General features: G+C 61.8%; 21 protein-coding genes. 10 read left to right on the top strand and 11 right to left on the bottom strand.

Annotated elements, in window-relative coordinates:
* The first annotated feature begins 93 nt into the window (after positions 1-93).
* Both K3819_RS21855 and K3819_RS21850 read left to right on the top strand, forming a co-directional pair.
* A complete protein-coding gene (locus K3819_RS21855; RefSeq protein ID WP_039772894.1) occupies positions 94-771 on the top strand; it encodes a response regulator transcription factor in 678 nt (225 codons plus the stop codon).
* Positions 768-2,114, top strand: coding sequence for an ATP-binding protein (locus K3819_RS21850; RefSeq protein WP_085610714.1), 1,347 nt, complete (start codon positions 768-770; stop codon positions 2,112-2,114). Before K3819_RS21855 ends, K3819_RS21850 begins: the two co-directional genes overlap by 4 nt.
* A gap of 105 nt (positions 2,115-2,219) precedes the next feature.
* Here K3819_RS21850 and K3819_RS21845 read toward each other — a convergent pair whose 3' ends face one another.
* Both K3819_RS21845 and K3819_RS21840 read right to left on the bottom strand, forming a co-directional pair.
* Positions 2,220-3,281, bottom strand: a complete 1,062-nt coding sequence (locus K3819_RS21845) for a S8 family peptidase (RefSeq protein ID WP_085610713.1) — start codon at positions 3,279-3,281, stop codon at positions 2,220-2,222.
* A 159-nt stretch (positions 3,282-3,440) separates the two neighbouring features.
* On the bottom strand, positions 3,441-4,439 hold the full coding sequence (locus K3819_RS21840) for an AraC family transcriptional regulator (RefSeq protein ID WP_085610712.1): 999 nt from the start codon (positions 4,437-4,439) through the stop codon (positions 3,441-3,443).
* 353 nt (positions 4,440-4,792) lie between these two features.
* Between K3819_RS21840 and K3819_RS21835 the strand changes: the two genes are divergently transcribed.
* Both K3819_RS21835 and K3819_RS21830 read left to right on the top strand, forming a co-directional pair.
* On the top strand, positions 4,793-6,127 hold the full coding sequence (locus tag K3819_RS21835) for a dicarboxylate/amino acid:cation symporter (protein ID WP_074688172.1): 1,335 nt from the start codon (positions 4,793-4,795) through the stop codon (positions 6,125-6,127).
* 145 nt (positions 6,128-6,272) lie between these two features.
* A complete protein-coding gene (locus tag K3819_RS21830; protein ID WP_221397933.1) occupies positions 6,273-7,454 on the top strand; it encodes a CaiB/BaiF CoA-transferase family protein in 1,182 nt (393 codons plus the stop codon).
* A 66-nt stretch (positions 7,455-7,520) separates the two neighbouring features.
* Here the strand turns inward: K3819_RS21830 and K3819_RS21825 are convergent, their stop codons facing one another.
* Both K3819_RS21825 and K3819_RS21820 read right to left on the bottom strand, forming a co-directional pair.
* Positions 7,521-8,015 carry a SprT family zinc-dependent metalloprotease gene (locus K3819_RS21825; protein ID WP_007957760.1) on the bottom strand — a complete coding sequence of 165 codons (495 nt, stop codon included), beginning with the start codon at positions 8,013-8,015 and terminating at the stop codon, positions 7,521-7,523.
* Positions 8,016-8,175: 160 nt separating this feature from the next.
* On the bottom strand, positions 8,176-8,778 hold the full coding sequence (locus tag K3819_RS21820; protein WP_007957761.1) for a Yip1 family protein: 603 nt from the start codon (positions 8,776-8,778) through the stop codon (positions 8,176-8,178).
* A gap of 289 nt (positions 8,779-9,067) precedes the next feature.
* On the opposite strand from K3819_RS21820, the gene ttcA reads away from it, so the two are divergent.
* Both ttcA and K3819_RS21810 read left to right on the top strand, forming a co-directional pair.
* A complete protein-coding gene (gene ttcA / locus K3819_RS21815; protein WP_064598661.1) occupies positions 9,068-9,892 on the top strand; it encodes a tRNA 2-thiocytidine(32) synthetase TtcA in 825 nt (274 codons plus the stop codon).
* A 68-nt stretch (positions 9,893-9,960) separates the two neighbouring features.
* Positions 9,961-10,635 (top strand): DNA-3-methyladenine glycosylase I, encoded by a 675-nt coding sequence (locus K3819_RS21810; RefSeq protein ID WP_039772888.1) that lies wholly within the window; start codon positions 9,961-9,963, stop codon positions 10,633-10,635.
* A gap of 81 nt (positions 10,636-10,716) precedes the next feature.
* Here K3819_RS21810 and K3819_RS21805 read toward each other — a convergent pair whose 3' ends face one another.
* The 3 genes from K3819_RS21805 to arsC are packed head-to-tail and all read right to left on the bottom strand — an operon-like array spanning position 10,717 to position 12,090.
* Positions 10,717-11,142: a DUF2069 domain-containing protein gene (locus K3819_RS21805; RefSeq protein ID WP_221397931.1), complete on the bottom strand. Its 426-nt coding sequence runs from the start codon at positions 11,140-11,142 to the stop codon at positions 10,717-10,719.
* A 1-nt stretch (position 11,143) separates the two neighbouring features.
* The gene (gene wrbA, locus K3819_RS21800) at positions 11,144-11,740 is read right to left on the bottom strand and encodes an NAD(P)H:quinone oxidoreductase (RefSeq protein WP_007957765.1); all 597 of its coding nucleotides are present in this window, start codon (positions 11,738-11,740) and stop codon (positions 11,144-11,146) included.
* On the bottom strand, positions 11,737-12,090 hold the full coding sequence (gene arsC / locus K3819_RS21795) for an arsenate reductase (glutaredoxin) (protein WP_085610708.1): 354 nt from the start codon (positions 12,088-12,090) through the stop codon (positions 11,737-11,739). Before arsC ends, wrbA begins: the two co-directional genes overlap by 4 nt.
* Before the next feature lie 114 nt (positions 12,091-12,204).
* Between arsC and K3819_RS21790 the strand changes: the two genes are divergently transcribed.
* On the top strand, positions 12,205-12,672 hold the full coding sequence (locus K3819_RS21790; protein WP_085610707.1) for a TlpA disulfide reductase family protein: 468 nt from the start codon (positions 12,205-12,207) through the stop codon (positions 12,670-12,672).
* Between the two features lie 60 nt (positions 12,673-12,732).
* Here K3819_RS21790 and K3819_RS21785 read toward each other — a convergent pair whose 3' ends face one another.
* The gene (locus tag K3819_RS21785; RefSeq protein ID WP_039772881.1) at positions 12,733-13,137 is read right to left on the bottom strand and encodes an META domain-containing protein; all 405 of its coding nucleotides are present in this window, start codon (positions 13,135-13,137) and stop codon (positions 12,733-12,735) included.
* On the bottom strand, positions 13,137-13,571 hold the full coding sequence (locus K3819_RS21780; RefSeq protein WP_085610706.1) for a hypothetical protein: 435 nt from the start codon (positions 13,569-13,571) through the stop codon (positions 13,137-13,139). Before K3819_RS21780 ends, K3819_RS21785 begins: the two co-directional genes overlap by 1 nt.
* 133 nt (positions 13,572-13,704) lie before the next feature.
* On the opposite strand from K3819_RS21780, the gene K3819_RS21775 reads away from it, so the two are divergent.
* The gene (locus K3819_RS21775; protein ID WP_221397930.1) at positions 13,705-14,145 is read left to right on the top strand and encodes a hypothetical protein; all 441 of its coding nucleotides are present in this window, start codon (positions 13,705-13,707) and stop codon (positions 14,143-14,145) included.
* 10 nt (positions 14,146-14,155) lie between these two features.
* Here the strand turns inward: K3819_RS21775 and K3819_RS21770 are convergent, their stop codons facing one another.
* On the bottom strand, positions 14,156-15,145 hold the full coding sequence (locus tag K3819_RS21770) for a 2-hydroxyacid dehydrogenase (RefSeq protein ID WP_221397929.1): 990 nt from the start codon (positions 15,143-15,145) through the stop codon (positions 14,156-14,158).
* 83 nt (positions 15,146-15,228) lie between these two features.
* Entirely contained in the window at positions 15,229-17,982 is a 2,754-nt protein-coding gene (locus K3819_RS21765; protein ID WP_221397928.1) for a response regulator, read from the bottom strand.
* Positions 17,983-18,198: 216 nt separating this feature from the next.
* On the opposite strand from K3819_RS21765, the gene K3819_RS21760 reads away from it, so the two are divergent.
* Together K3819_RS21760 and K3819_RS21755 are read left to right on the top strand one after the other, a co-directional pair.
* Positions 18,199-18,921: a response regulator transcription factor gene (locus tag K3819_RS21760; protein ID WP_085610704.1), complete on the top strand. Its 723-nt coding sequence runs from the start codon at positions 18,199-18,201 to the stop codon at positions 18,919-18,921.
* Positions 18,908-20,332 (top strand): sensor histidine kinase, encoded by a 1,425-nt coding sequence (locus K3819_RS21755; protein ID WP_221397927.1) that lies wholly within the window; start codon positions 18,908-18,910, stop codon positions 20,330-20,332. The genes K3819_RS21760 and K3819_RS21755 overlap by 14 nt, the downstream gene beginning before the upstream one ends.
* Positions 20,333-20,334: the final 2 nt, after the last annotated feature.

Below are 20,334 nucleotides of genomic sequence, written 5' to 3'. Positions count from 1 at the left end.
CAGGCCCGCGCCGGGTCGTCCTTCGAGGGGCGATCCGGCGCAGCCATGTGAGGCGAAAGCCTTTGGAGTTGTCGATTTACCCGGGAGAGCGTCATGAAACTGTTGGTTGTCGAAGATGAAGCGCTGTTGCGCCATCACCTGCAAACCCGCCTGACGGAGAGCGGTCATGTGGTCGAGTCCGTGGCCAACGCCGAAGAGGCGTTGTACCAGACCGGGCAATTCAACTTTGACCTGGCGGTGATCGACCTCGGCCTGCCGGGCATGGGTGGGCTCGACCTGATCCGCCAGTTGCGCTCGGGCGGCAAGACCTTTCCGATCCTGATCCTCACCGCGCGCGGCAACTGGCAGGACAAGGTCGAAGGCCTGGCCGCCGGCGCCGACGATTACGTGGTCAAGCCGTTCCAGTTCGAAGAGCTCGAAGCGCGGCTCAATGCGTTGCTGCGCCGCTCCAGCGGTTTCACCCAGTCGACCATCGTTGCCGGCCCGTTGCTGCTGGACCTGAATCGCAAGCAGGCGAGCCTCGATGAGCAACCGCTGGCGCTGACCGCCTACGAATACCGGATCCTCGAATACCTCATGCGCCATCACCAGCAAGTGGTGCCCAAGGATCGGCTGATGGAGCAGTTGTACCCGGATGACGACGAGCGCGATCCGAACGTGATCGAAGTGCTGGTCGGCCGTCTGCGCCGCAAGCTGGAAGGCCCGGCCGGGTTCAAGCCGATCGACACCGTGCGCGGCCTCGGTTACCTGTTCAATGAGCGCTGCACTTGATCCGTTCCCTTCGCGTCCGGCTGATGCTCGCCGCCACCACCCTGGCGGTGTTGTTCATGCTCGCGTTGCTCCCGGCGATGCAGGGCGCGTTCAGCCTGGCGCTGCAGGACTCGATCGAGCAGCGGCTGGCGTCCGACGTCACCACGCTGATCTCTGCCGCGCGGGTTGAAAACAACCGCTTGATGATGCCGGCGCAGTTGCCCGACGAGCGCTTCAACCTCACGGACAACCGCCTGCTCGGCTACATCTATGACCGCGAAGGGCATCTGGTCTGGCGTTCGAAGGGCACCCAGGAAGAAAAGATCAACTACACGCCGCGCTACGACGGCCTCGGCAACGAGTTCGCGCGGATCCGCGAAGCCAACGGGCAGGAATTCTTCGTCTATGACGTCGAAGTCAAACTGCTCGGCGGCAAGAGCGCGGCCTTCAGTATCGTGGCCCTGCAACCGGTGCGCGAATACGAAACCACCCTCGAAGGCCTGCGGGAAAATCTCTACCTCGGTTTTGGCGCGGCATTGCTGGTGCTGCTGGCGCTGCTGTGGATCGGCCTGACCTGGGGTCTGAAAGCCTTGCGCCGGCTTAGTCAGGAACTTGACGAAATCGAAGGCGGAACCCTCGAAAGCCTCAGTGAACAACACCCGCGCGAACTGCTGCGACTGACCGGTTCCCTCAACCGCCTGCTGCACAGCGAACGCCAGCAGCGCAGCCGTTACCGCGACTCCCTCGACGATCTGGCCCACAGTCTGAAAACCCCGCTGGCGGTATTGCAAGGCGTCAGCGAAGACATGGCCCAGCGTCCCGAAGACCGAGATCAGGCCTGGGTGCTGCAAACCCAGATCGAACGCATGAGCCAGCAGATCGGCTACCAGTTGCAACGCGCCAGCCTGCGCAAAAGCGGTCTGGTACGCCATCAGGTGCGCCTGCGCCCGGTGCTGCAAAGCCTGTGCGACACGCTGGACAAGGTCTACCGCGACAAACACGTGCGCGTCGCCTTCGATCTGCCGGAGCACTGTTACGTGCCGATCGAGCAGGGCGCCTTGCTGGAGATGATGGGCAACCTGCTGGAAAACGCCTACCGTCTGTGCCTGGGCGAGGTGCGCATCAGCGTGCGCGAAAGCCATTCCGGAATGGAGCTGTGCATCGAAGACGACGGCCCCGGCGTACCACCGGATCAGCGGGCACGGATTCTCGAACGCGGCGAACGCCTGGATCGCCAGCATCCGGGGCAGGGGATCGGGCTGGCAGTGGTCAAAGACATCATCGAGAGCTACAGCGCGAAACTGACCCTGGGTGATTCGCCGATGGGCGGGGCGGCGTTCAGGATTCACTTTCCGACAATTTAAACGTTGACTTTTTGGCCTCTGTCGGCAGCAAATCGGCGATGACATCAGTCGCATTGCTTTCACTGCTATCGTGTCAGCCCTTCATGTTCGCCGGCCTCGGCCCCGTCAATCAACCATGGACTGCGGGGCCGGACGAGAAGCTGCTTCAAGATCCAGCAGGCCCCGACCGTATGCTTCACTGTTTGCATAGATGCCTGTCCGGTTCGCGGTGCTCAGCAGGCGTTCGCGGACTTGTTGTGGCGTGAGTTCCGGATAGCGGCTTTGCAGAGCTGCGAGCGCTCCGCTAACCAGCGCGGCAGCGGGCGACGTGCCAGCGGTCTCGGTGTATTGACCATTCTTGTTGGTGGTCAACAGGCCTTGGTCGGAACCTGAGTCACCGCCCGGTACAGCGATGCACCAGGCTGCCGCCACGCCGCAGTAGTTGGATTTCGCATTGATGGTGCTGCCATCGCTCTTCAGGGCAACCACCGCGATCCAGCCTTTTTCAAGTTCAGGCAGGGCGAGCGGCAAACCAGGTTCGGCCAAGGGTTCCCGTTTCAACTCGTTTCCGGTCGGGAACACGAAGACCGCCCCTTCCTGAACCATATTCCGCGCTGTGGCCAATGATTCCGGCATGACCTGGTTGTAGCGCGCCTCATTGATCTCGGTCGCCGGGATGGCGTTGGCCCAGGAGTTGTTGAAGATCCGCGCGCCCTTGTCGAAACCTGCTTGCCAGGATTGTGCTATCTCGCTATCAAAGAAAAATGGTTCGTTGTCGTCACCGAAGCGATAAGGGATCAACTGAGCGCCGAAGGCAATACCGTGCATGCCTTTGTCGTCCTTGTTGGCCGCCAGAATGCCGGCCATTTGGGTGCCGTGACCAATTCGGTCGAAGGTGCCGACCCGGTTTTCGACATAATCGAATCCCGGATCCCTCAGCCTGCCCTGAAACTCCGGCAGATTGTCGTTCAAACCCGAGTCGACAACGGCTACAGCCACGTCCTGACCGGTGCCGCCACGAGCATAGAGAGCCGACGCATTAACGATTGCGAGAGCTTTCTGAGCCCGATATTCCGGCGTCTCGTACGGCGTTGGATCAATGGAAGGCTGTACTGGATTTACCAGGCACCCCGTCAACAGGAATGGCAAAGCAAGTGTGGTGAGGGTTGCAATGGGTGATTGAAGCATGGTCGTTCCTTCATGAAGCTCCGTGCGCATCAGGCTTCCTGCCAGATGCAAAGGTTGCGGAGGGTGATTGTCTTGAAGGGGAACCCTATCAGCAGAAAGGAAGGTTCAGCAGGGAGGCAAAGTGCCCAGTTTGTTTCCTTCTATGGCGAATGACCTTTTTCAGTGTTCTTGCGCTCGATACGCCCCCGGCGTCAGTCCCGTCCATTTCTTGAACGCCCGATGAAACGCCGACGGCTCGGAAAACCCGAGCTGTTCGGCGATCTGTTGCAACGACAGATCGGCCCGCCCCAGGTGATAAATCGCGATGTCCCGCCGCAACTGATCCTTCAATTCCTGAAAACTGGTGCCTTCCTCGCGCAGATGCCGGCGCAGGGTTTGCGGGCTGATGTGCAGGTGCGCGGCCACGGCTTCCAGATCCGGCCAGCGTGCGCTGTCGTGGCTGAGCAAGCGACGCAGTCGGCTGCTCAGGCTGTTGCCGTCGTCCGGGCGGGACAGCAGGTCGGCGGGGGAGCGTTCGAGGAAATGCTTGAGGGTGCGTTCGTCCTGCAACAGCGGCATGTGCAGATAGCGGCTGTGAAATACCAGGCTGCTTTGCGTTGCCGAAAATTCCAGCGGGCAGGAAAACAGCAAATCGTATTCCGCCCCGTGCGCCGGTTTCGGGTAGCTGAAGCTCGCCTGTTCAAGACGAATCCGCTGGCCGATCAGCCAGCTGCCGAGGCGATGCCAGATCACCAGCAGGCTCTCGCTGAGAAAGTGATCCGGGTCCCACAATTGCGCATCGTCGAGGCTCAGGCGCACCCATTCGTCTTCATGGGTCAGGGTCAGGCGCGGGGCTTCGGGGAATAGGCTATAAAACAATAAGCCGCGTTGCAGAGCCTTTTCCAGGCTGCGGCAATGAATGATCGCGTGGCACATCATGGCGAAGCTGCCGGGTTTGCTCGGCGCGTTGCCGAAACCCAGGTATTCGTCGTCCAGGGCCAGCCACAGGTTCTGGATCAACTGGGTGAATTGTTCCGGGGCGATCCGCGCGCGCGGCTCGTCGAGCAGTTCGGGGCTGATGCCCAGTTGCTGCAGCAGGTCCGAATAGTCGTAACCCGAGCGCCGCGCGCCACCGAGGGCGGCGCGGGCAAAGTGACTGGCGATGGTGCGTTCGCGCATGAGCGGCAGATCCTTCCTCTGGCGACCGATGGTAGCGGCTGCCTTTGATCGGTAACAAGGCGGATTTCCGCCAAATTGTAGGACGAGGTCGGGCGAGTTGGCGGAAATCCGCCACACTTGAGTCACCGAATGGTGACACAGAAAAACTCGAATCCCCTGATATCAAAAGGCTTGCAGCGATTTGCACCAAAGTGGCACGACGTTTGCGATAAGAGCCACAGAAGCGTGCGCCGAGCCGGTCCGGAAAAGCGCCGTTCGACACAACAAATCCCTCCAGTGCAGGAGGGTTCGCAATTCAGGTGTCGCGTTCAACAGATGGATGTTGCCACGCGGGACTCTTGAGGAACTTTGCAATGACGACTCGTCAGCCACTGTACAAATCCCTGTATTTCCAGGTGATCGTTGCCATCGCCATCGGCATCCTGCTCGGTCACTTCTACCCACAGACCGGTGTGGCGCTCAAGCCACTGGGTGACGGGTTCATCAAACTGATCAAAATGGTCATTGCGCCGATCATCTTCTGTACCGTTGTCAGCGGCATCGCCGGCATGCAGAACATGAAATCCGTGGGCAAGACCGGCGGCTACGCGCTGCTGTACTTCGAAATCGTTTCCACCATTGCCCTGCTGATCGGTCTGGTCGTGGTCAACGTTGTGCAGCCGGGCGCCGGCATGCACATCGACGTCACCACCCTGGACGCCTCGAAAATCGCCACTTATGTGACGGCCAGTAAAGACCAGAGCATCGTTGGCTTCCTCCTCAACGTGATCCCGAACACCATCGTCGGCGCATTCGCCACCGGTGACATCCTGCAAGTGTTGATGTTCTCGGTGATCTTTGGCTATGCGCTGCATCGCCTGGGTTCGTACGGTCGTCCGCTCCTGGACCTGATCGATCGTTTCGCCCACGTGATGTTCAACATCATCAACATGATCATGAAACTGGCGCCGCTGGGTGCGCTGGGTGCCATGGCCTTCACCATCGGTGCCTACGGTGTCGGCTCGCTGGTGCAGTTGGGTCAGTTGATGATCTGCTTCTACATCACCTGCATCCTGTTCGTGCTGGTGGTTCTGGGCGCGATCTGCCGGGCCCACGGTTTCAGCGTACTGAAGCTGGTGCGCTACATCCGTGAAGAACTGTTGATCGTACTGGGTACGTCCTCCTCCGAATCGGCGCTGCCACGCATGCTGATCAAGATGGAACGTCTGGGCGCGAAGAAATCGGTGGTAGGTCTGGTCATCCCGACCGGCTACTCGTTCAACCTCGACGGTACCTCGATCTACCTGACCATGGCGGCCGTGTTCATCGCTCAGGCGACCGACACCCACATGGACATCACCCATCAGATCACCCTGCTGCTGGTGCTGCTGCTGTCCTCCAAAGGCGCAGCCGGTGTGACCGGTTCGGGCTTCATCGTACTGGCGGCCACCCTGTCGGCCGTAGGTCACCTGCCGGTGGCCGGTCTGGCGCTGATCCTCGGTATCGACCGCTTCATGTCCGAAGCCCGCGCCCTGACCAACCTGGTCGGCAACGCCGTAGCGACTATCGTCGTGGCCAAGTGGGTCAAGGAGCTGGACACCGACGTGTTGCAATCCGAGCTGGCCTCGGGCGGTCGCGGTATCTCTGACGAGCGTCAAGAAGACGACCTGGGCGTGGCCGAAGGCCCGACCCCGAGCAATGTGAAGTAAGCATCGCTCGAATGGAAAAACCCGCTTCGGCGGGTTTTTTCTTGTCTGCTGTTTGAGCGCAACGGTCAGCGCAACTGATGGATCCGGTAATTGCCCCATCGCCGAGGGCTGCCTAGGCTGCATGCATCGTTGATGGAGAATGCCCATGTCTGCACCGCTGGCCTCACTGAAGATTCTGGATTTCTCGACCCTGCTGCCGGGGCCGTTCGCCTCGCTGCTGCTGGCGGACATGGGCGCCGAGGTACTGCGCATCGAATCGCCGACCCGCCTCGACCTGGTGCGGGTGTTGCCGCCTCACGATCACGGCGTCTCGGCCAGTCACGCTTATCTCAACCGCAACAAGCGCAGCCTGGCACTGGACCTCAAGCAGCCCGAAGCGCTGGAGCTGGTGAAGCAGTTGCTGACGGATTACGACATCGTGCTGGAGCAATTTCGCCCCGGTGTGATGGAGCGGCTGGGGCTGGGTTACGAGGCGCTGAAGGCGATCAATCCGAAGCTGATTTATGTGTCGATCACCGGTTACGGCCAGACCGGGCCGTACAAGGATCGCGCCGGCCATGACATCAACTATCTGGCACTGGCCGGGCTCTCCAGTTACACCGGGCGCGCCGACAGGGGGCCGTTGCCGCTGGGCATGCAGGTGGCGGATGTCGCGGGCGGCTCGCTGCACGGGGTGATCGGTCTGCTGGCGGCGGTGATTTCCCGTCAGCAAACCGGGCAGGGCACCCATCTGGACGTGAGCATGACCGACTGCGCGTTCAGCCTGAATGCCATGGCCGGAGCCGGGTATCTGGCCTGCGGCGAAGAGCCGGGCTGGGAAGAGCAGATGCTCAATGGCGGCAGTTTCTACGATTACTACCGCTCTCGCGACGGGCGCTGGATGTCGGTGGGCAGTCTGGAACCGGCCTTCATGCAGCAACTGTGTGCGGCGCTGGGGCGGCCGGAACTGGCGGCGCAGGGCTTGTCACCCAAACCCGAACAGCAGCGGGCGCTCAAGGACGCCTTGAAGGTCGAGTTCGAGAAGCATGACTTTGCCGAACTGTGTGAGCTGTTCGCCGGGCTCGACGCCTGTGTCGAACCGGTGCTGAATCTTGGCGAGGCGCTGCAGCATCCGCAATTGCAGGCGCGGGAACTGGTGACGCAGGTGCCCCGTGGCGATGGCTCGGCGCAGGCGCAGATCGCTTGCCCGCTGAAGTTTTCCGAGGCGTTGCCGGCGCCACGGCATGTTGGCGCGGCGCTGGGACAGCATACGGATCAGGTGTTGGCGGAGTTGGGGTTGAGCCCGAAGCGGATTGCCGAGCTGCGGCGGGCAAAGGTAGTTCTCTAGTGCCTGTTGCGGCCTCTTCGCGGGCTTGCCCGCGAAGAGGCCCGACCAGACAACACAAAATCCAGGTTATTCGACCCGCATCTCGCCACTGAACACCAGCGTATTGCGACAGCGCCGGCACAGATACCGCCGCCCCTGCCGGACCAGGCTATGGCGCTGCGCCGAAAACGGAAAATCGCTATCCGCACACGGGCATTTATAGATGTAGCGGGTCACGCTGCGGCGTTTGACTTCATAGGTATGGCAGCGGTCCGGCGGCAATTCGTAAACGCCGCGCATGATCAGTTGCCACTCCTCGCCGTGTGGCTGGATGCGGTCGCCGAACAGTTGATGGGCGATCAGGTGTGCGACTTCGTGGGCCACGGTCTGCTTGAGGAAATGTTCGGTGTTTTCCCGGTACAGCTGCGGATTGAAACGCAGCAGGTTCTCGTGCAGATGCGCGACCCCGGCTTTTTGCCCGCGCAGCTTGAGGCTCACCACGGGGCGTTTGAAAGGACGTTTGAAAAAGGATTCAGCGAGTTGGAAACAGTCTTCGACGCGGGTATTGAGTTGCTCGGGCATGCTTGATGGATCTCCAGAGGCGTCGAGTATGCCGCAACCCCGGGGCGTTGCGAATCGTCGAGCTGCCGAATGGTCGTCGCTCTTTTTCAACCGGCACGAGAAGGCCGCCTTGCGGCGGCCTGTGTTGGCGGATCTTGTTTTTCTCGGGATCAACCGATTGCTAATTGGTGTAGACGGGCCCCACGCCCAGTCCCCAGACAATCACGGTGAACGCCATGATGGCCACCAGCACCACCAGACCCACCGCCAGTACCGAGCTGGAAAACAGGAAACCCTCGTCGGACGGAATATTCATGAAGGTCGGCAGCCCCACATACAACAGGTACACCGTGTAGCAGATGGCCGCCGTGCCGACGATCATCCCCAGCCACATGTGCGGGTAGAGCGCCGCCAGTCCGCCGACGAACAGCGGTGTCGCGGTGTAGGTGGCAAATGCCACGCAACGGGCCAGGCTCGGGTTGGCGTCATAGGTGCGGGCCATCCAGTGCACGAAGGCACCCATGACCGCGACCCCGCCGAGCATTGCCAGATAAGACATGATCGTCATCCACAACGCGCTTTCGACGGTGAGCATCACCGGTGCGCGGTTGCCGATCACCCAGCCGACCTGGGTGGTGCCGATAAATGCCGAAACTGCGGGGATCGCCGCCAGGATCAGCGTGTGCGTCAGGTACATGTGGCTGATGCTTTCTTCCTGGTCGCCACGGATTTCCTTCCATTCCTGATCGGGGTGGGTAAAAAGTCCCACTACGTGATGGATCATGCCAGTCACTCCTCTCGTTATTGCCATCGCCCCCCAGCGGAGCGCCTACGGGCCAATGCGGCCGAGCAAATACAGGTCTTCAGATTGTGTGCGACCTTATGTCGCAGTATAGAAAGGTCTTAACCGCACAGGTGATAGGGGCTTAGAGCAAATCGCGCTGTAAAACCTCGGGGTAATCGCGTCGAGGTCTGTGTAGAAGGGCGCTGCGAGCGGCGACAACCTGTGGCCACAAGCCCAGTGTTTTTGCGTAAAATGCCCGCCTTTCGTCACACCTCACGGATTTCGCGTCATGGGCACTCTTACGGTCAACCAGAACAAACTGCAAAAGCGCCTGCGCCGCCTGGCGGGCGAAGCCGTCACCGACTTCAACATGATCGAAGACGGCGACAAGGTCATGGTCTGCCTGTCCGGGGGCAAGGACAGCTACACCATGCTCGACGTGCTGATGCACCTGCAGAAGGTTGCACCGATCAAGTTCGAGATTGTCGCCGTGAACATGGACCAGAAGCAGCCGGGTTTCCCCGAACACGTGCTGCCGGCCTACCTGAAAGAGCTGGGCATCGAGTACCACATCGTCGAGAAGGACACCTACTCGGTAGTCAAGGAGCTGATCCCGGAAGGCAAGACCACTTGCTCGCTGTGCTCGCGCCTGCGTCGCGGCACGCTGTATACCTTTGCCGATGAAATCGGCGCGACCAAAATGGCCCTCGGTCATCATCGCGACGACATCGTCGAGACGTTCTTCCTCAACATGTTCTTCAACGGCAGCCTCAAGGCCATGCCGCCGAAGCTGCGCGCCGACGATGGTCGCAATGTGGTGATCCGTCCGCTGGCCTACTGCAACGAGAAAGACATCCAGGCCTACTCGGACTTCAAGCAATTCCCGATCATCCCGTGCAACCTTTGCGGTTCCCAGGAAAACCTGCAGCGTCAGGTGGTCAAGGAAATGCTGGTGGACTGGGAACGCAAGACCCCGGGCCGTACCGAGAGCATTTTCCGCAGCCTGCAGAACGTGATCCCGTCGCAACTGGCCGACCGTAACCTGTTTGACTTCACCAGCCTGAAGATCGACGAGACGGCGGCTTCGCGTTTCGTCAATGTGGTGAACCTGTAAGTGATCTGATCGCTCGAAAGAAACGGCGCTCGCGGGCGCCGTTTTCAATTCATTTTTTAGGAGAGGGCATGCGCGACTACAAGTGGCTGCACGAATACTGTCTGAACCGCTTCGGTTCGGCGGCTGAACTGGAAGCCCATCTGCCCGTTCCCAAGACCCCGGCGCAACTGCGCAAGATCAGCGACGACCGTTATCTCTCGACCATGGCCCTGCGGGTATTTCGCGCCGGGCTCAAGCACAGTCTGGTGGACGCCAAGTGGCCGGCCTTCGAAGAAGTGTTCTTCAAGTTCGACCCGGAAAAGGTCGTGCTGATGAGTGCCGAACACCTTGAGCGGCTGATGCAGGATGCGCGGATCATCCGTCATCTGGGCAAGCTGAAAAGCGTGCCGCGCAATGCGCAATTCATTCTGGACGTCGAGAAAGAGAAGGGCAGTTTCGGCGCGTTGCTGGCCGACTGGCCGGTGACCGACATCGTCGGTTTGTGGACCTACCTGAAAAAGCACGGCCATCAATTGGGCGGGCTGTCGGCGCCACGGTTTTTGCGGATGGTCGGCAAGGATACGTTTGTGCCGAGCTACGACGTGGTCGCGGCGTTGAATGCACAGAAGATCGTCGACAAGGCACCTACCAGCCTGCGGGATCTGGCGACGGTGCAGAACGCGTTCAACCAGTGGCATGAAGAGAGTGGCGGACGGCCGATGAGCCAGATCTCGATGATGCTGGCGTACACCGTCAATCATTGAGCTCAGAGTGATCGTTCCCACGCGGAGCGTGGGAACGATCCCGAAACCTGTGGGAGCTGGCTTGCCAGCGATAGCGGTCTGTCAGGCGACGGAGATTTCGCCTTCGCCCGCCAGTTTGCGATTCAGCTGATACCGCCAGCGCACATACAGCAACGCCGAGCAGAACACCGCCAGACTGGCGATCATCTCCAGCACGCCAAACAGCTGCCGGCTCGGGTCGTATGCGGCCAGCGCGCCCTTGATGAAATACAGGTTCACCACAAAGCACATCCACGAATGCCCGCGTGCGCTGCCCATGATCATGCCCGGTGCAAGCACGATCCACGGGATCAGCTCGATCAGCAGAATCACCCACGGCCGCGCGCCGTGCAGGTCGGCGAACACCAGGTAATAAGCGGCAAGCAATCCAGCCAGGCCGAAAAAGCACAGCAGACTGATCACCCGCATGGCCCGCACCCGTGGCTCCAGCCATGCGACGGCGGGCAGGACTTTCGGCTTTTTGGCCATCTCAGTTCCCCAGCTTCTGGGCGGTCTTGGCCAGACGTGCACCGAGGGCGCGGCACAGCGCCACTTCGTGCTGATCGAGACCACTTTTACCGTCGGCCCCAGCGTGATGGCTGGCGCCGTAAGGCGTGCCGCCGCCCTGGGTTTCCAGCAGCGCCGATTCGCTGTAAGGCAGGCCGGTGATCAGCATGCCGTGGTGCAGCAGCGGCAGCATCATCGACAGCAGGGTGGTTTCCTGACCACCGTGCAGGCTGGCGGTGGAGGTGAACACTCCGGCCGGCTTGCCGACCAGCGCGCCGGTCAGCCACAGGTTGCTGGTGCCATCGAGGAAGTACTTGAGCGGCGCGGCCATGTTGCCGAAACGGGTCGGGCTGCCGAGGGCAAGACCGGCGCAGTTCTTCAGGTCATCCAGCGTGGCGTACAGCGCGCCTTCATCCGGAATGTCCGGTGCCACGGCTTCACACTCGGTGGAGATCGCCGGCACGGTGCGCAGGCGTGCTTCGAGACCGGCCTGCTCGACGCCACGGGCGATCTGCCGGGCCATCTCGTTGGTCGAGCCGCTGCGGCTGTAATACAGAACCAGAATGTACGGCGCACTCACGGCAGCAGCTCCAGGATCTGCTCCGGTGGACGGCCGATAATGGCTTTGTCGCCGGCTTCGAGAATCGGTCGCTCCATCAACTTCGGATGCGCCGCGATGGCTTCGATCAATTGCTGCTCGGTGAGACTGGCGTCGGCCAGGTTCAGGGTCTTGTACTCGTCTTCGCCGGTGCGCAACAGTTGCCGTGCGCTGATTCCCAGCTTGCCGAGCAGCGCCTTGATCTGCGCGGCGTCCAGCGGGGTTTCGAGGTAGCGCACCACGTTCGGCGTCAGGCCACGGGCTTCGAGCAGTTCGAGCGCACCGCGGGATTTCGAGCAGCGCGGGTTGTGATAAAGCGTCAGATCGGTCATGGGCGGGTCGCTTCTTGCGTAGAGTGGCGGCTATTCTAACTGTGCAGCGCGCAATCCAGAACCTTGGGAGGCGATGGGTCGCAGGCGCATTCAATTTTTCACAAGGAACACGACATGACACGGGCACTGGCAGCGGCATTGACGATCATCGGGGCGTTGATGCTGGGGGGCTGCGGTAACGACTACGGCATCGACCAGAACGGGCAGAAAGTGGCGTCCGAGCGCCTCGACAAACAATGGGTCGTGCTCAACTACTGGGCCGAATGGTGCGGCCCGTGCCGCACGGAAATCCCGGAACTCAATCATTTGGCCGAAGAGCTCAAGGGCAAGAAGATCGGCGTGTTCGGGGTCAATTTCGACAACGTGCAGGGTGAAGAGCTGAAGAGCGCCAGCGAAAAACTGGGCATCAAGTTCACGGTGCTGGCGCAGGATCCGTCGGAACTCTTCGAACTGCCGCGCAGTGAGGCCTTGCCGGTGACCTACATCATCGACAACAAGGGCAAGGTGCGGGAGCAGCTGATGGGTGAGCAGACGGCGGCGGGGGTGATGGCGAAGCTTGAGGCGTTGCAGGCGACCAACTGATTCGCCTTGGCTGATCGTCGCTGATCGTTCCCACGCAGAGCGTGGGAACGATTCGAAGGATCAGCCTTCTTCCAGCCACCAGCGCAACGGCTTGCCTTCAGCCGGCCAGAAACGCATCTGCTCGATCGGCGAGATATCCCAGCGTTCCACGTGTTCCAGGGCCTGGAGGAAGCGTTGCTCCTGCTCCATCAGCGCCGGGGCACAGAGTTTGCGGGTCTTGCCGATCTTGCCGAAGCTCAGCTTGTCGCCTTCCAGAGTGTACGGCGCGAACCAGTGGTTGCAGCCGCCATTGCCATACGCCCGGCCATCATCGCCAAGGGTCACGGTCAGGTGGCTGTAGTCCATCAGCGGACGCTCGCCGATCCATTCCAGAATGTAGCTGCGGTTCTGTTGCAGTTGCACAGGCTCCGCGGCGCAACCCATCAGGCCGGCGCCGACAACAGCGGTCAGGGCCAGGTGTTTCATCACGCCGGCTCCTGGCATTTCGGGCACAGGTGCTTGTCGCCAACGGTTTTCCAGCCGAGCTCGGCGATGCGTGCGGTGGCGGCCGGTTTTTCCGCAGGCTTGCCCAACTTGGCGTCCACGGCGAATTCGAAGCTCAGCTCCCTGGCGCAGCTGTCGCAGTTGACCTGCCAGGTGTGGATCGCCAGCTCACCAAACACCGGGCCGGTGGTCATTGCGGTCCATTGGCCCGGCGGGTTGATCAGGTGGCGGACGGTGTCGACGGTCAGACGCATGGACAAGTCCTTGCTGCCTTTGAGGGTTACGACCAGCACGTCGCCGATGCGGATCGAGCCACCGTTGCCGGTGACCTGATAACGGCCCGGAACCAGGGCGCGGCATTCGGTGAGGGTGTGTTGCGGGTTCATCAGGGTGTAGCGGAAATCGTGTTCGACCATGGGTCCTCCAAATATGCGCGACATGCTAGCACGGGCTTGATTGCAGAATGATGCGCGCGTGCGACCTTCGATCCGGTTCAAATCGACACCGCAGTCGTGGCAAACTGCCGCCTTCATTTTCAAGGAACGGAACATGGCGCTGATCGAATGTTATGAATGCAAGCGGAGCATCAGCTCCGAAGCCACGGCATGCATTCATTGCGGGGCCCCGCTGGCAGAGGCGCCTGCTTCGCACGCCCGGACGGGCACGTCGACAATTTCCTTTGGCAGCCTGCCGCGCAACAAGGCCGTGCCCGAGGCTTATGTTCCGCCGCCGGCACCCGAGCGGCCGAAGATCATGCCGGCCGCTGCGGGGCGACGCCGTCGTTCGCAGCCGGTCGAGCCGGTGTTGAACCCGGATGGCTCGCGCCCGGTGGAAGGCTGGCTGAAGATCATGGCGTTTCTGATGCCGCTGGTGTTTGTCTGGTTCCTGCTGCGCAACGGGCACTCCCTCAAGCAGCGTTTACTGGGGTTCGGCTGGCTGGCGCTGTTGATCCTGTGCGTGGCCATTACCCCGACGCCGCCTCCGGTCTGAGTCCGATCGTTCAGCCTTCGACCTGGTTCTGCGGCGCACCCGCCGCCCAGGTCGCGATGTTGTGCAGGGTGGTCGCGGCAATCGCGCCCAGCGCCTCATGGGTCAGAAACGCCTGATGCGCGGTGACGATCACATTGGGGAACGTCAGCAGCCGCGCCAGCACGTCGTCCTGTAGCGGCAGGTCGGAACGGTCCTCGAAAAACAGCTGCGCTTCCTCTTCATACACATCCAGTCCCAGATAACCGAGCTGGCCGTCCTTCAAGGCGTCGATCAGCGCTGGCGTGTCCACCAGACCGCCGCGCCCGGTGTTGATCAGCATCGCCCCCGGTTGCATGTGTGCCAGCGAATTGCGGTTGATCAGGTGTTTGCTCTGTTCGTTGAGCGGGCAGTGCAGGCTGATGATCCGCGACTGTGCCAGCAGATCCGGCAGGCTCAGGTAGCGCGCGCCTAACGCTTCGACGGCGGGATTCGGATAAGGGTCGTAGGCCAGCAGTTCGCAGCCAAAGCCGTGCATGATTTTCGCGAAGGTCGCGCCGATCTGCCCGGTGCCGACGATGCCGACGGTTTTGCCCACCAGATCGAAACCGGTAAGACCGTGCAGGCTGAAATCGCCTTCGCGGGTGCGGTTGTAGGCGCGATGCAGGCGCCGGTTGAGGGCGAGGATCAACGCCACCGCATGCTCGGCCACCGCGTGGGGCGAGTAGGCTGGTACACGCACGACGGCCAGCCCCAGACGTTTGGCGACGGTCAGATCCACGTGGTTGTAGCCGGCCGAACGCAAGGCGATAAGGCGAGTGCCGCCGGCCGCCAGACGTTCCAGCACCGGCGCGCTCAGGTCATCGTTGATGAAGGCGCAGACCACCTCGTGATGTTCGGCCAGCGCTGCGGTATCGAGGCTGAGCCGGGCCGGCTGGAAGTGCAGTTCGATCCCGGCCGGGCAGTCGGCGGCGAGGAAACTGTCGCGGTCGTAAGTCTGGCTGCTGAAAACGATCGTGCGCATGAAATCCTCCTGGAGCATCGACGCGGGCGCAATTCACCCGCGACAACTGTAGCCGCGTCGGCGTTGACCGGCATTGCCGTGGATCAGGCGCTGATCTTCGCCTGGGCTGCCAGACGATTGATCGCCCGTTCCAGCTCGTCCAGCGCGGTCGAGGCCTTGGGGTCCTGCTGCTTGAGCAGGGTTTCGCTGCGCTGGCAGGCGGCGCGCAATTGCGGCACACCGCAGTAGCGAGTGGCGCCATGCAGGCGGTGCACCCGTTCGAGCAGACCGTTTTGATCCTGATGGTCGCGGGCGGTGCGGATGGCTTCGCGGTCGGCTTCAAGCGAAGCCAGCAGCATCGCCAGCATGTCCGCCGCCAGATCCGCCTTGCCGGCAGCCAGGCGCAAACCTTCCTCGTGATCGAGAATCGGCAGTTCCTGATTGCCCAGCAGGCTTTCACCGCCCCGGTCCGGCGCCTGATTGCGCAGCGCCAGGCCGGTCCACTTCAGCACCACCTGCGCCAGTTGCCGCTCGCTGATCGGCTTGGTCAGGTAGTCGTCCATGCCGCTTTGCAGCAGCGCGCGTTTTTCATTGGCCATGGCGTGGGCGGTGAGGGCGACGATCGGCAGCGGCGTGCAGTGCCGCTCGCTTTCCCACTGGCGAATCGTCTCGGTGCTCTGGCGTCCGTCCATGCCGGGCATCTGCACGTCCATCAGCACCAGATCGAAGGTTTCGTTCTGCACCGCCTTGACTGCGGCATAACCGCTTTCCACGGCCAGCACCTTGGCGCCCATGTCTTCGAGCAGCGTCTGCACCAGCAACAGGTTGGCCGGGTTGTCGTCGACGCACAGCACTTTCGGCGCGCGGCTCGACAACGGTTCGCCCGGTTCGCTGCGCTGCTGGCGCGGGTTGACCATGTCCGACAAGGCCCGGCGCAGTTTGCGGGTGCAGGCCGGTTTCGATTGCAACTGACTGTGAGGGTTGGGCACCGAAAGGTGATAGAGCGTCAGCTCGGTGGTCGGGCATAACACCAGCACCCGGCAACCGAGGTGCTCAAGGTCCCAGATGTGCTGGTTGAGGCGCTCCGGCGGCATGTCGTTGCTGGTGATGCCGAGCACCGCCAGATCGATGGCCTGATCGGTCTGATGGGCGCCGGTAACGCCATTGGTCAGGCTTTCCAACGTGTTGAACGGCGTGACGTCGAGGCCGCAGTCTTCCAGTTGATGCTGCAGGGCCTGACGCGCCAGTTCGTGATTTTCCAGCACCGCCACCCGGCGCCCGAGCAACGGCGCGGCGGGCAGGTCTTCGGCATCGTCGCGGGTCTTGGGCAGGTTCAGGCTGATCCAGAACTCCGAGCCTTCTCCCGGCGTGCTGTCGACGCCGATTTCGCCGCCCATCTGTTCGATCAGGCGCTTGGAAATCACCAGCCCCAGACCCGTGCCGCCGGGTTGGCGCGACAGTGAGTTGTCAGCTTGGCTGAAGGCCTGGAACAACGCGCGCACGTCCTGGTTCGACAAACCGATGCCGGTGTCCTGAATGCTGATGCGCAGTTGCACACTGTCTTCGTGCTCTTCTTCAAGCATGGCGCGGGCGACGATGGTGCCTTCGCGGGTGAACTTGATCGCGTTACTCACAAGGTTGGTCAGGATCTGCTTGAGCCGCAACGGATCACCGACCAGCGACAGCGGCGTATCGCGGTACACCAGACTCACCAGTTCCAGCTGCTTGGCGTGCGCGGCGGGGGCGAGGATGGTCAGGGTGTCCTGTAACAGGTCGCGCAGGTTGAACGGAATATGGTCGAGCACCAGTTTGCCGGCCTCGATCTTCGAGAAATCGAGGATCTCGTTGATGATCCCCAGCAGGCTGTCGGCGGATTTTTCGATGGTGCCCAGGTAGTCGAGCTGGCGCGGGGTCAGTTCGCTTTTCTGCAACAGGTGGGTGAAACCCAGAATGCCGTTGAGCGGCGTGCGGATCTCGTGGCTCATGTTGGCGAGGAATTCGGATTTGATCCGGCTCGCTTCCAGCGCTTCCTTGCGGGCCAGGTCCAGCTCGATGTTCTGGATCTCGATGGTTTCCAGGTTCTGGCGCACGTCTTCGGTGGCCTGATCGACGCTGTGCTGCAATTCTTCCCGGGCGTTCTGCAGGGTGCCGGCCATGCGGTTGATGCCGGATGCCAGTTCATCCAGTTCCTGACTGCCCAGCGGTGGCAGGCGGGTTTCCAGATGACCGTCCTTGAGCTGGGCGACGGCCTGTTTGATCTGGCTCAGCGGGCGGTTGATCGTGCGGCCCATGCGCAAGGCCAGCAGCGCGGCGCCGGCCAGCCCCGCACCAATCAGCAACAGACTGGCGAACAGGCTTCGGTAGCCGCGCAACAACATGCCGTTGTGCGACAGCTCCAGTTCAACCCAGCCGAGCAGGCGGTCGGATTCTTGCGGGATCAGCTCGCCGGCGAGGTTGCGGTGTTTGCCGAAGACCGGCAGCAGATAGCGGGTGGCATCGTTGCCGCTGCGTCGCAGCAGGTGCGCGCTGTCACCGCTCGGCGCCTGATTGAGCATGGTCGGGCCGGCGTGGGCGAGAGGAGAGCGGTCGGGCGCGAGGAAGGTCACGGCGCGCACGTCTGGTTGTTCGAGGGACTGGGTGGCGATGCGCTCGAGCAGTTCGGCATCGCCGTGGCCCATGGCCGGTGCCACCAGCGGAGCCAGTTGCTCGGCGATCATTTCGCCGCGCTGCATCAGTTGAGCTTGCAGGTCGGATTGCTGCGTCCAGGTGAAGTACCCGCCCAGCACCAGTGCCATCAGGCTGGTCGGCAACAGGGTCAGCAACAATACGCGACCTTTGATTCCCAGTTTCTTGAGCACGCCTTTCTCCTGCATCCCGCTGATTGTTGACTCACACGTGCGTCCGGCACGCGGTATCGGCGCAGTGTAGCGATTTGCTTGCGGGCAATCTTGGGAAAAATGATGTCGTGGTTGTTCACTCTCAGGCCGGTCATCTGTCCGACAGGTCAAGCTTGGGTTGCCGGGCGCCGGGCAATCTTGAATAATCGCCCAACTGAGAATTATTTGCAGATAGTCATGACTCCTGTCTCTATTGGCCAACCCCGCATTCTTTCCATCGAAGACGATCCCGTCCTCGGTGCCTATGTCCATGAACAACTGGGCCGCAGCGGCTTCCAGGTGACCTGGTGCCAGAACGGCAGCGAAGGCCTGAGCATTGCCCGGCGCCAGCCGTTCGATGTGGTGTTGATGGACATTCTGTTGCCGGGGCTGGATGGATTGAATGTCCTGACTCAACTGCGTCAGAGCCATTCCACGCCGGTGCTGCTGATGTCGGCGCTGGGTGCCGAGGCCGACCGTATCAGCGGTTTCCGCCTCGGCGCCGACGACTATCTGCCCAAACCCTTCAGCATGGCCGAGCTGCATGTGCGGATCGAAGCGATCCTGCGCCGGGTCGCCCTCGACCGTCGTCCGGCGGCCATCGCTCCGGTGGTGCCGGTCGGCGGACTGCGTTTCGACGACGAGCAGTGCGATGTGTTCTACCGTAATCAACCGGCCGGCCTGACCCGCAGCGAATACCGTCTGCTGGAAACCCTCAACCGCAACGACGAGGAAGTGCTGAGCAAGGCCTTCCTTTATCAGCACGTTCTGCAACGCGGCTATGCGGCCCACGACCGCAGCCTCGACATGCACATCAGCCAGATCCGCCGCAAACTCAAGTCGGTCGGCTACACCGAGCGGGAAGTGCGCACGGTGTGGGGCAAGGGTTACGTCCTGAGTGCCATCGATGAAAGTGTCTGACCTGCCGGGCCGGCACTCGCTGTTCTGGAAACTCGCCTGCCTGTTGGTGGCGTTCTGTCTGTTGATGATCTGGCTGAGCTGGTCCTGGGGCCGGTACATGGAGCAGCGCAACCAGTTCCTCTCCGACGACGCCCGTCGCACGTTGAGCCGTTATGCCGCCGAGGCCGAGCGCGCATGGCAGCAGGGCGGGCGCGATGGCATCGATAGCTGGTTACAGAGCATGGAGTTGCGCGAAGCCGGCTGGGTCGGCGTGATCGGCGGCAACCTGCAGTCGCTGGGCAGTCAACCGTTGAACGCTCAAGAGCTTCAACGCCTGACCTTCCTGCGTGGCCTTGACTGGCCGATTCACAAAAAGGGCCGGCCGTGGCTGCGGGTTCCATTTCCCACTGACGCGACCGCCGGCAGTCTGGTGATCGAGTTGCCCGAGCGATTTCTGCCGGGCAAATACCGGGTCTTCTGGCGCGTCATCACCAACGGCGTGATTCCAGGTCTGTTCACCTTGCTGCTGTGCGTCGGCCTGTATCGCCTGCTGGTGGTGCCGCTGAACAATCTGCGCGAGCAGGCCAATGCGTGGCGTGCCGATCAATTGAATGTGCGGTTGTCGAGCGGCATCACCCAGCGGCCCGATGAGCTTGGCGAACTGGCCCGTGCTTTCGACTCGATGTCCGAACGCCTGCAATCCACCGTGGCCCTGCAACAGCAACTGTTGCGCGACCTGTCCCACGAACTGCGCACGCCCCTGAGTCGGTTGCGGGTCGCCAGCGAAAGCGAGCAGCAGCTGCAACCGCTGCGCGAACGTATCGGTCGCGAAGTCGACGTGATGCAGCGATTGGTGGAGGACACCCTGCAACTGGCCTGGCTCGACACCGAACGCGCGCCGTTGCCGGACGAAGCGATCCAGATTCAGGCACTGTGGGAAATGCTCACGGAAAACGCCTGCTACGAAAGCTGCTGTCCGATGGGGCAGTTGCAGTGCGGGGTGGAGGCCTCATGCTGGGTGCGCGGCAATCTCAACACCTTGGCCCAGGCACTGGAAAACATTCTGCGCAATGCGATTCGACATTCGCCACCGGGCGGCATCGTGCGGCTCGACGGTCGACGGGATGGCGATTACTGGCACCTGTGGCTGGAGGACGAGGGCGGCGGCGTGGCCGAAGCGGACCTTGAGCGGATCTTCTCGCCCTTCATCCGACTCGATGGCTCGCGGCCGGGGGACGGTGGTTTTGGGTTGGGGCTGAGCATCGCGAGGAACGCGGTGCAACGCCAGGGCGGAACCCTGTGGGCCGAGAACGGGCCATCGGGATTGCGACTGAATCTGCGGTTGGTGGCGGATGACAGTGCTGTCAGTCCTGACGTTTTCGCTGGCAAGCCAGCTGCCACAGTGGACATGAGCCGCCCGCAGATCGTTTGAGC

Origin of the sequence: Pseudomonas sp. 3-2, assembly GCF_019710535.1 — a bacterium.
In the GTDB taxonomy this organism is placed as follows: domain Bacteria; phylum Pseudomonadota; class Gammaproteobacteria; order Pseudomonadales; family Pseudomonadaceae; genus Aquipseudomonas; species Aquipseudomonas pharyngis.
The sequence above is the reverse complement of the archived record's forward strand: the minus strand, read 5'-3'. Positions and strand labels throughout refer to the sequence as shown.

Excerpts from the sequence above, each read along its gene's own strand:
- K3819_RS21855 (WP_039772894.1), top strand. The coding sequence starts at position 94 with ATGAAACTGTTGGTTGTCGAAGATGAAGCGCTGTTGCGCCATCACCTG.
- K3819_RS21845 (WP_085610713.1), bottom strand. The coding sequence starts at position 3,281 with ATGCTTCAATCACCCATTGCAACCCTCACCACACTTGCTTTGCCATTC.
- K3819_RS21840 (WP_085610712.1), bottom strand. The coding sequence starts at position 4,439 with ATGCGCGAACGCACCATCGCCAGTCACTTTGCCCGCGCCGCCCTCGGT.
- K3819_RS21835 (WP_074688172.1), top strand. The coding sequence starts at position 4,793 with ATGACGACTCGTCAGCCACTGTACAAATCCCTGTATTTCCAGGTGATC.
- K3819_RS21830 (WP_221397933.1), top strand. The coding sequence starts at position 6,273 with ATGTCTGCACCGCTGGCCTCACTGAAGATTCTGGATTTCTCGACCCTG.
- K3819_RS21825 (WP_007957760.1), bottom strand. The coding sequence starts at position 8,015 with ATGCCCGAGCAACTCAATACCCGCGTCGAAGACTGTTTCCAACTCGCT.
- K3819_RS21820 (WP_007957761.1), bottom strand. The coding sequence starts at position 8,778 with ATGATCCATCACGTAGTGGGACTTTTTACCCACCCCGATCAGGAATGG.
- ttcA (WP_064598661.1), top strand. The coding sequence starts at position 9,068 with ATGGGCACTCTTACGGTCAACCAGAACAAACTGCAAAAGCGCCTGCGC.
- K3819_RS21810 (WP_039772888.1), top strand. The coding sequence starts at position 9,961 with ATGCGCGACTACAAGTGGCTGCACGAATACTGTCTGAACCGCTTCGGT.
- K3819_RS21805 (WP_221397931.1), bottom strand. The coding sequence starts at position 11,142 with ATGGCCAAAAAGCCGAAAGTCCTGCCCGCCGTCGCATGGCTGGAGCCA.
- arsC (WP_085610708.1), bottom strand. The coding sequence starts at position 12,090 with ATGACCGATCTGACGCTTTATCACAACCCGCGCTGCTCGAAATCCCGC.
- K3819_RS21790 (WP_085610707.1), top strand. The coding sequence starts at position 12,205 with ATGACACGGGCACTGGCAGCGGCATTGACGATCATCGGGGCGTTGATG.
- K3819_RS21785 (WP_039772881.1), bottom strand. The coding sequence starts at position 13,137 with ATGAAACACCTGGCCCTGACCGCTGTTGTCGGCGCCGGCCTGATGGGT.
- K3819_RS21780 (WP_085610706.1), bottom strand. The coding sequence starts at position 13,571 with ATGGTCGAACACGATTTCCGCTACACCCTGATGAACCCGCAACACACC.
- K3819_RS21775 (WP_221397930.1), top strand. The coding sequence starts at position 13,705 with ATGGCGCTGATCGAATGTTATGAATGCAAGCGGAGCATCAGCTCCGAA.
- K3819_RS21770 (WP_221397929.1), bottom strand. The coding sequence starts at position 15,145 with ATGCGCACGATCGTTTTCAGCAGCCAGACTTACGACCGCGACAGTTTC.
- K3819_RS21760 (WP_085610704.1), top strand. The coding sequence starts at position 18,199 with ATGACTCCTGTCTCTATTGGCCAACCCCGCATTCTTTCCATCGAAGAC.
- K3819_RS21755 (WP_221397927.1), top strand. The coding sequence starts at position 18,908 with ATGAAAGTGTCTGACCTGCCGGGCCGGCACTCGCTGTTCTGGAAACTC.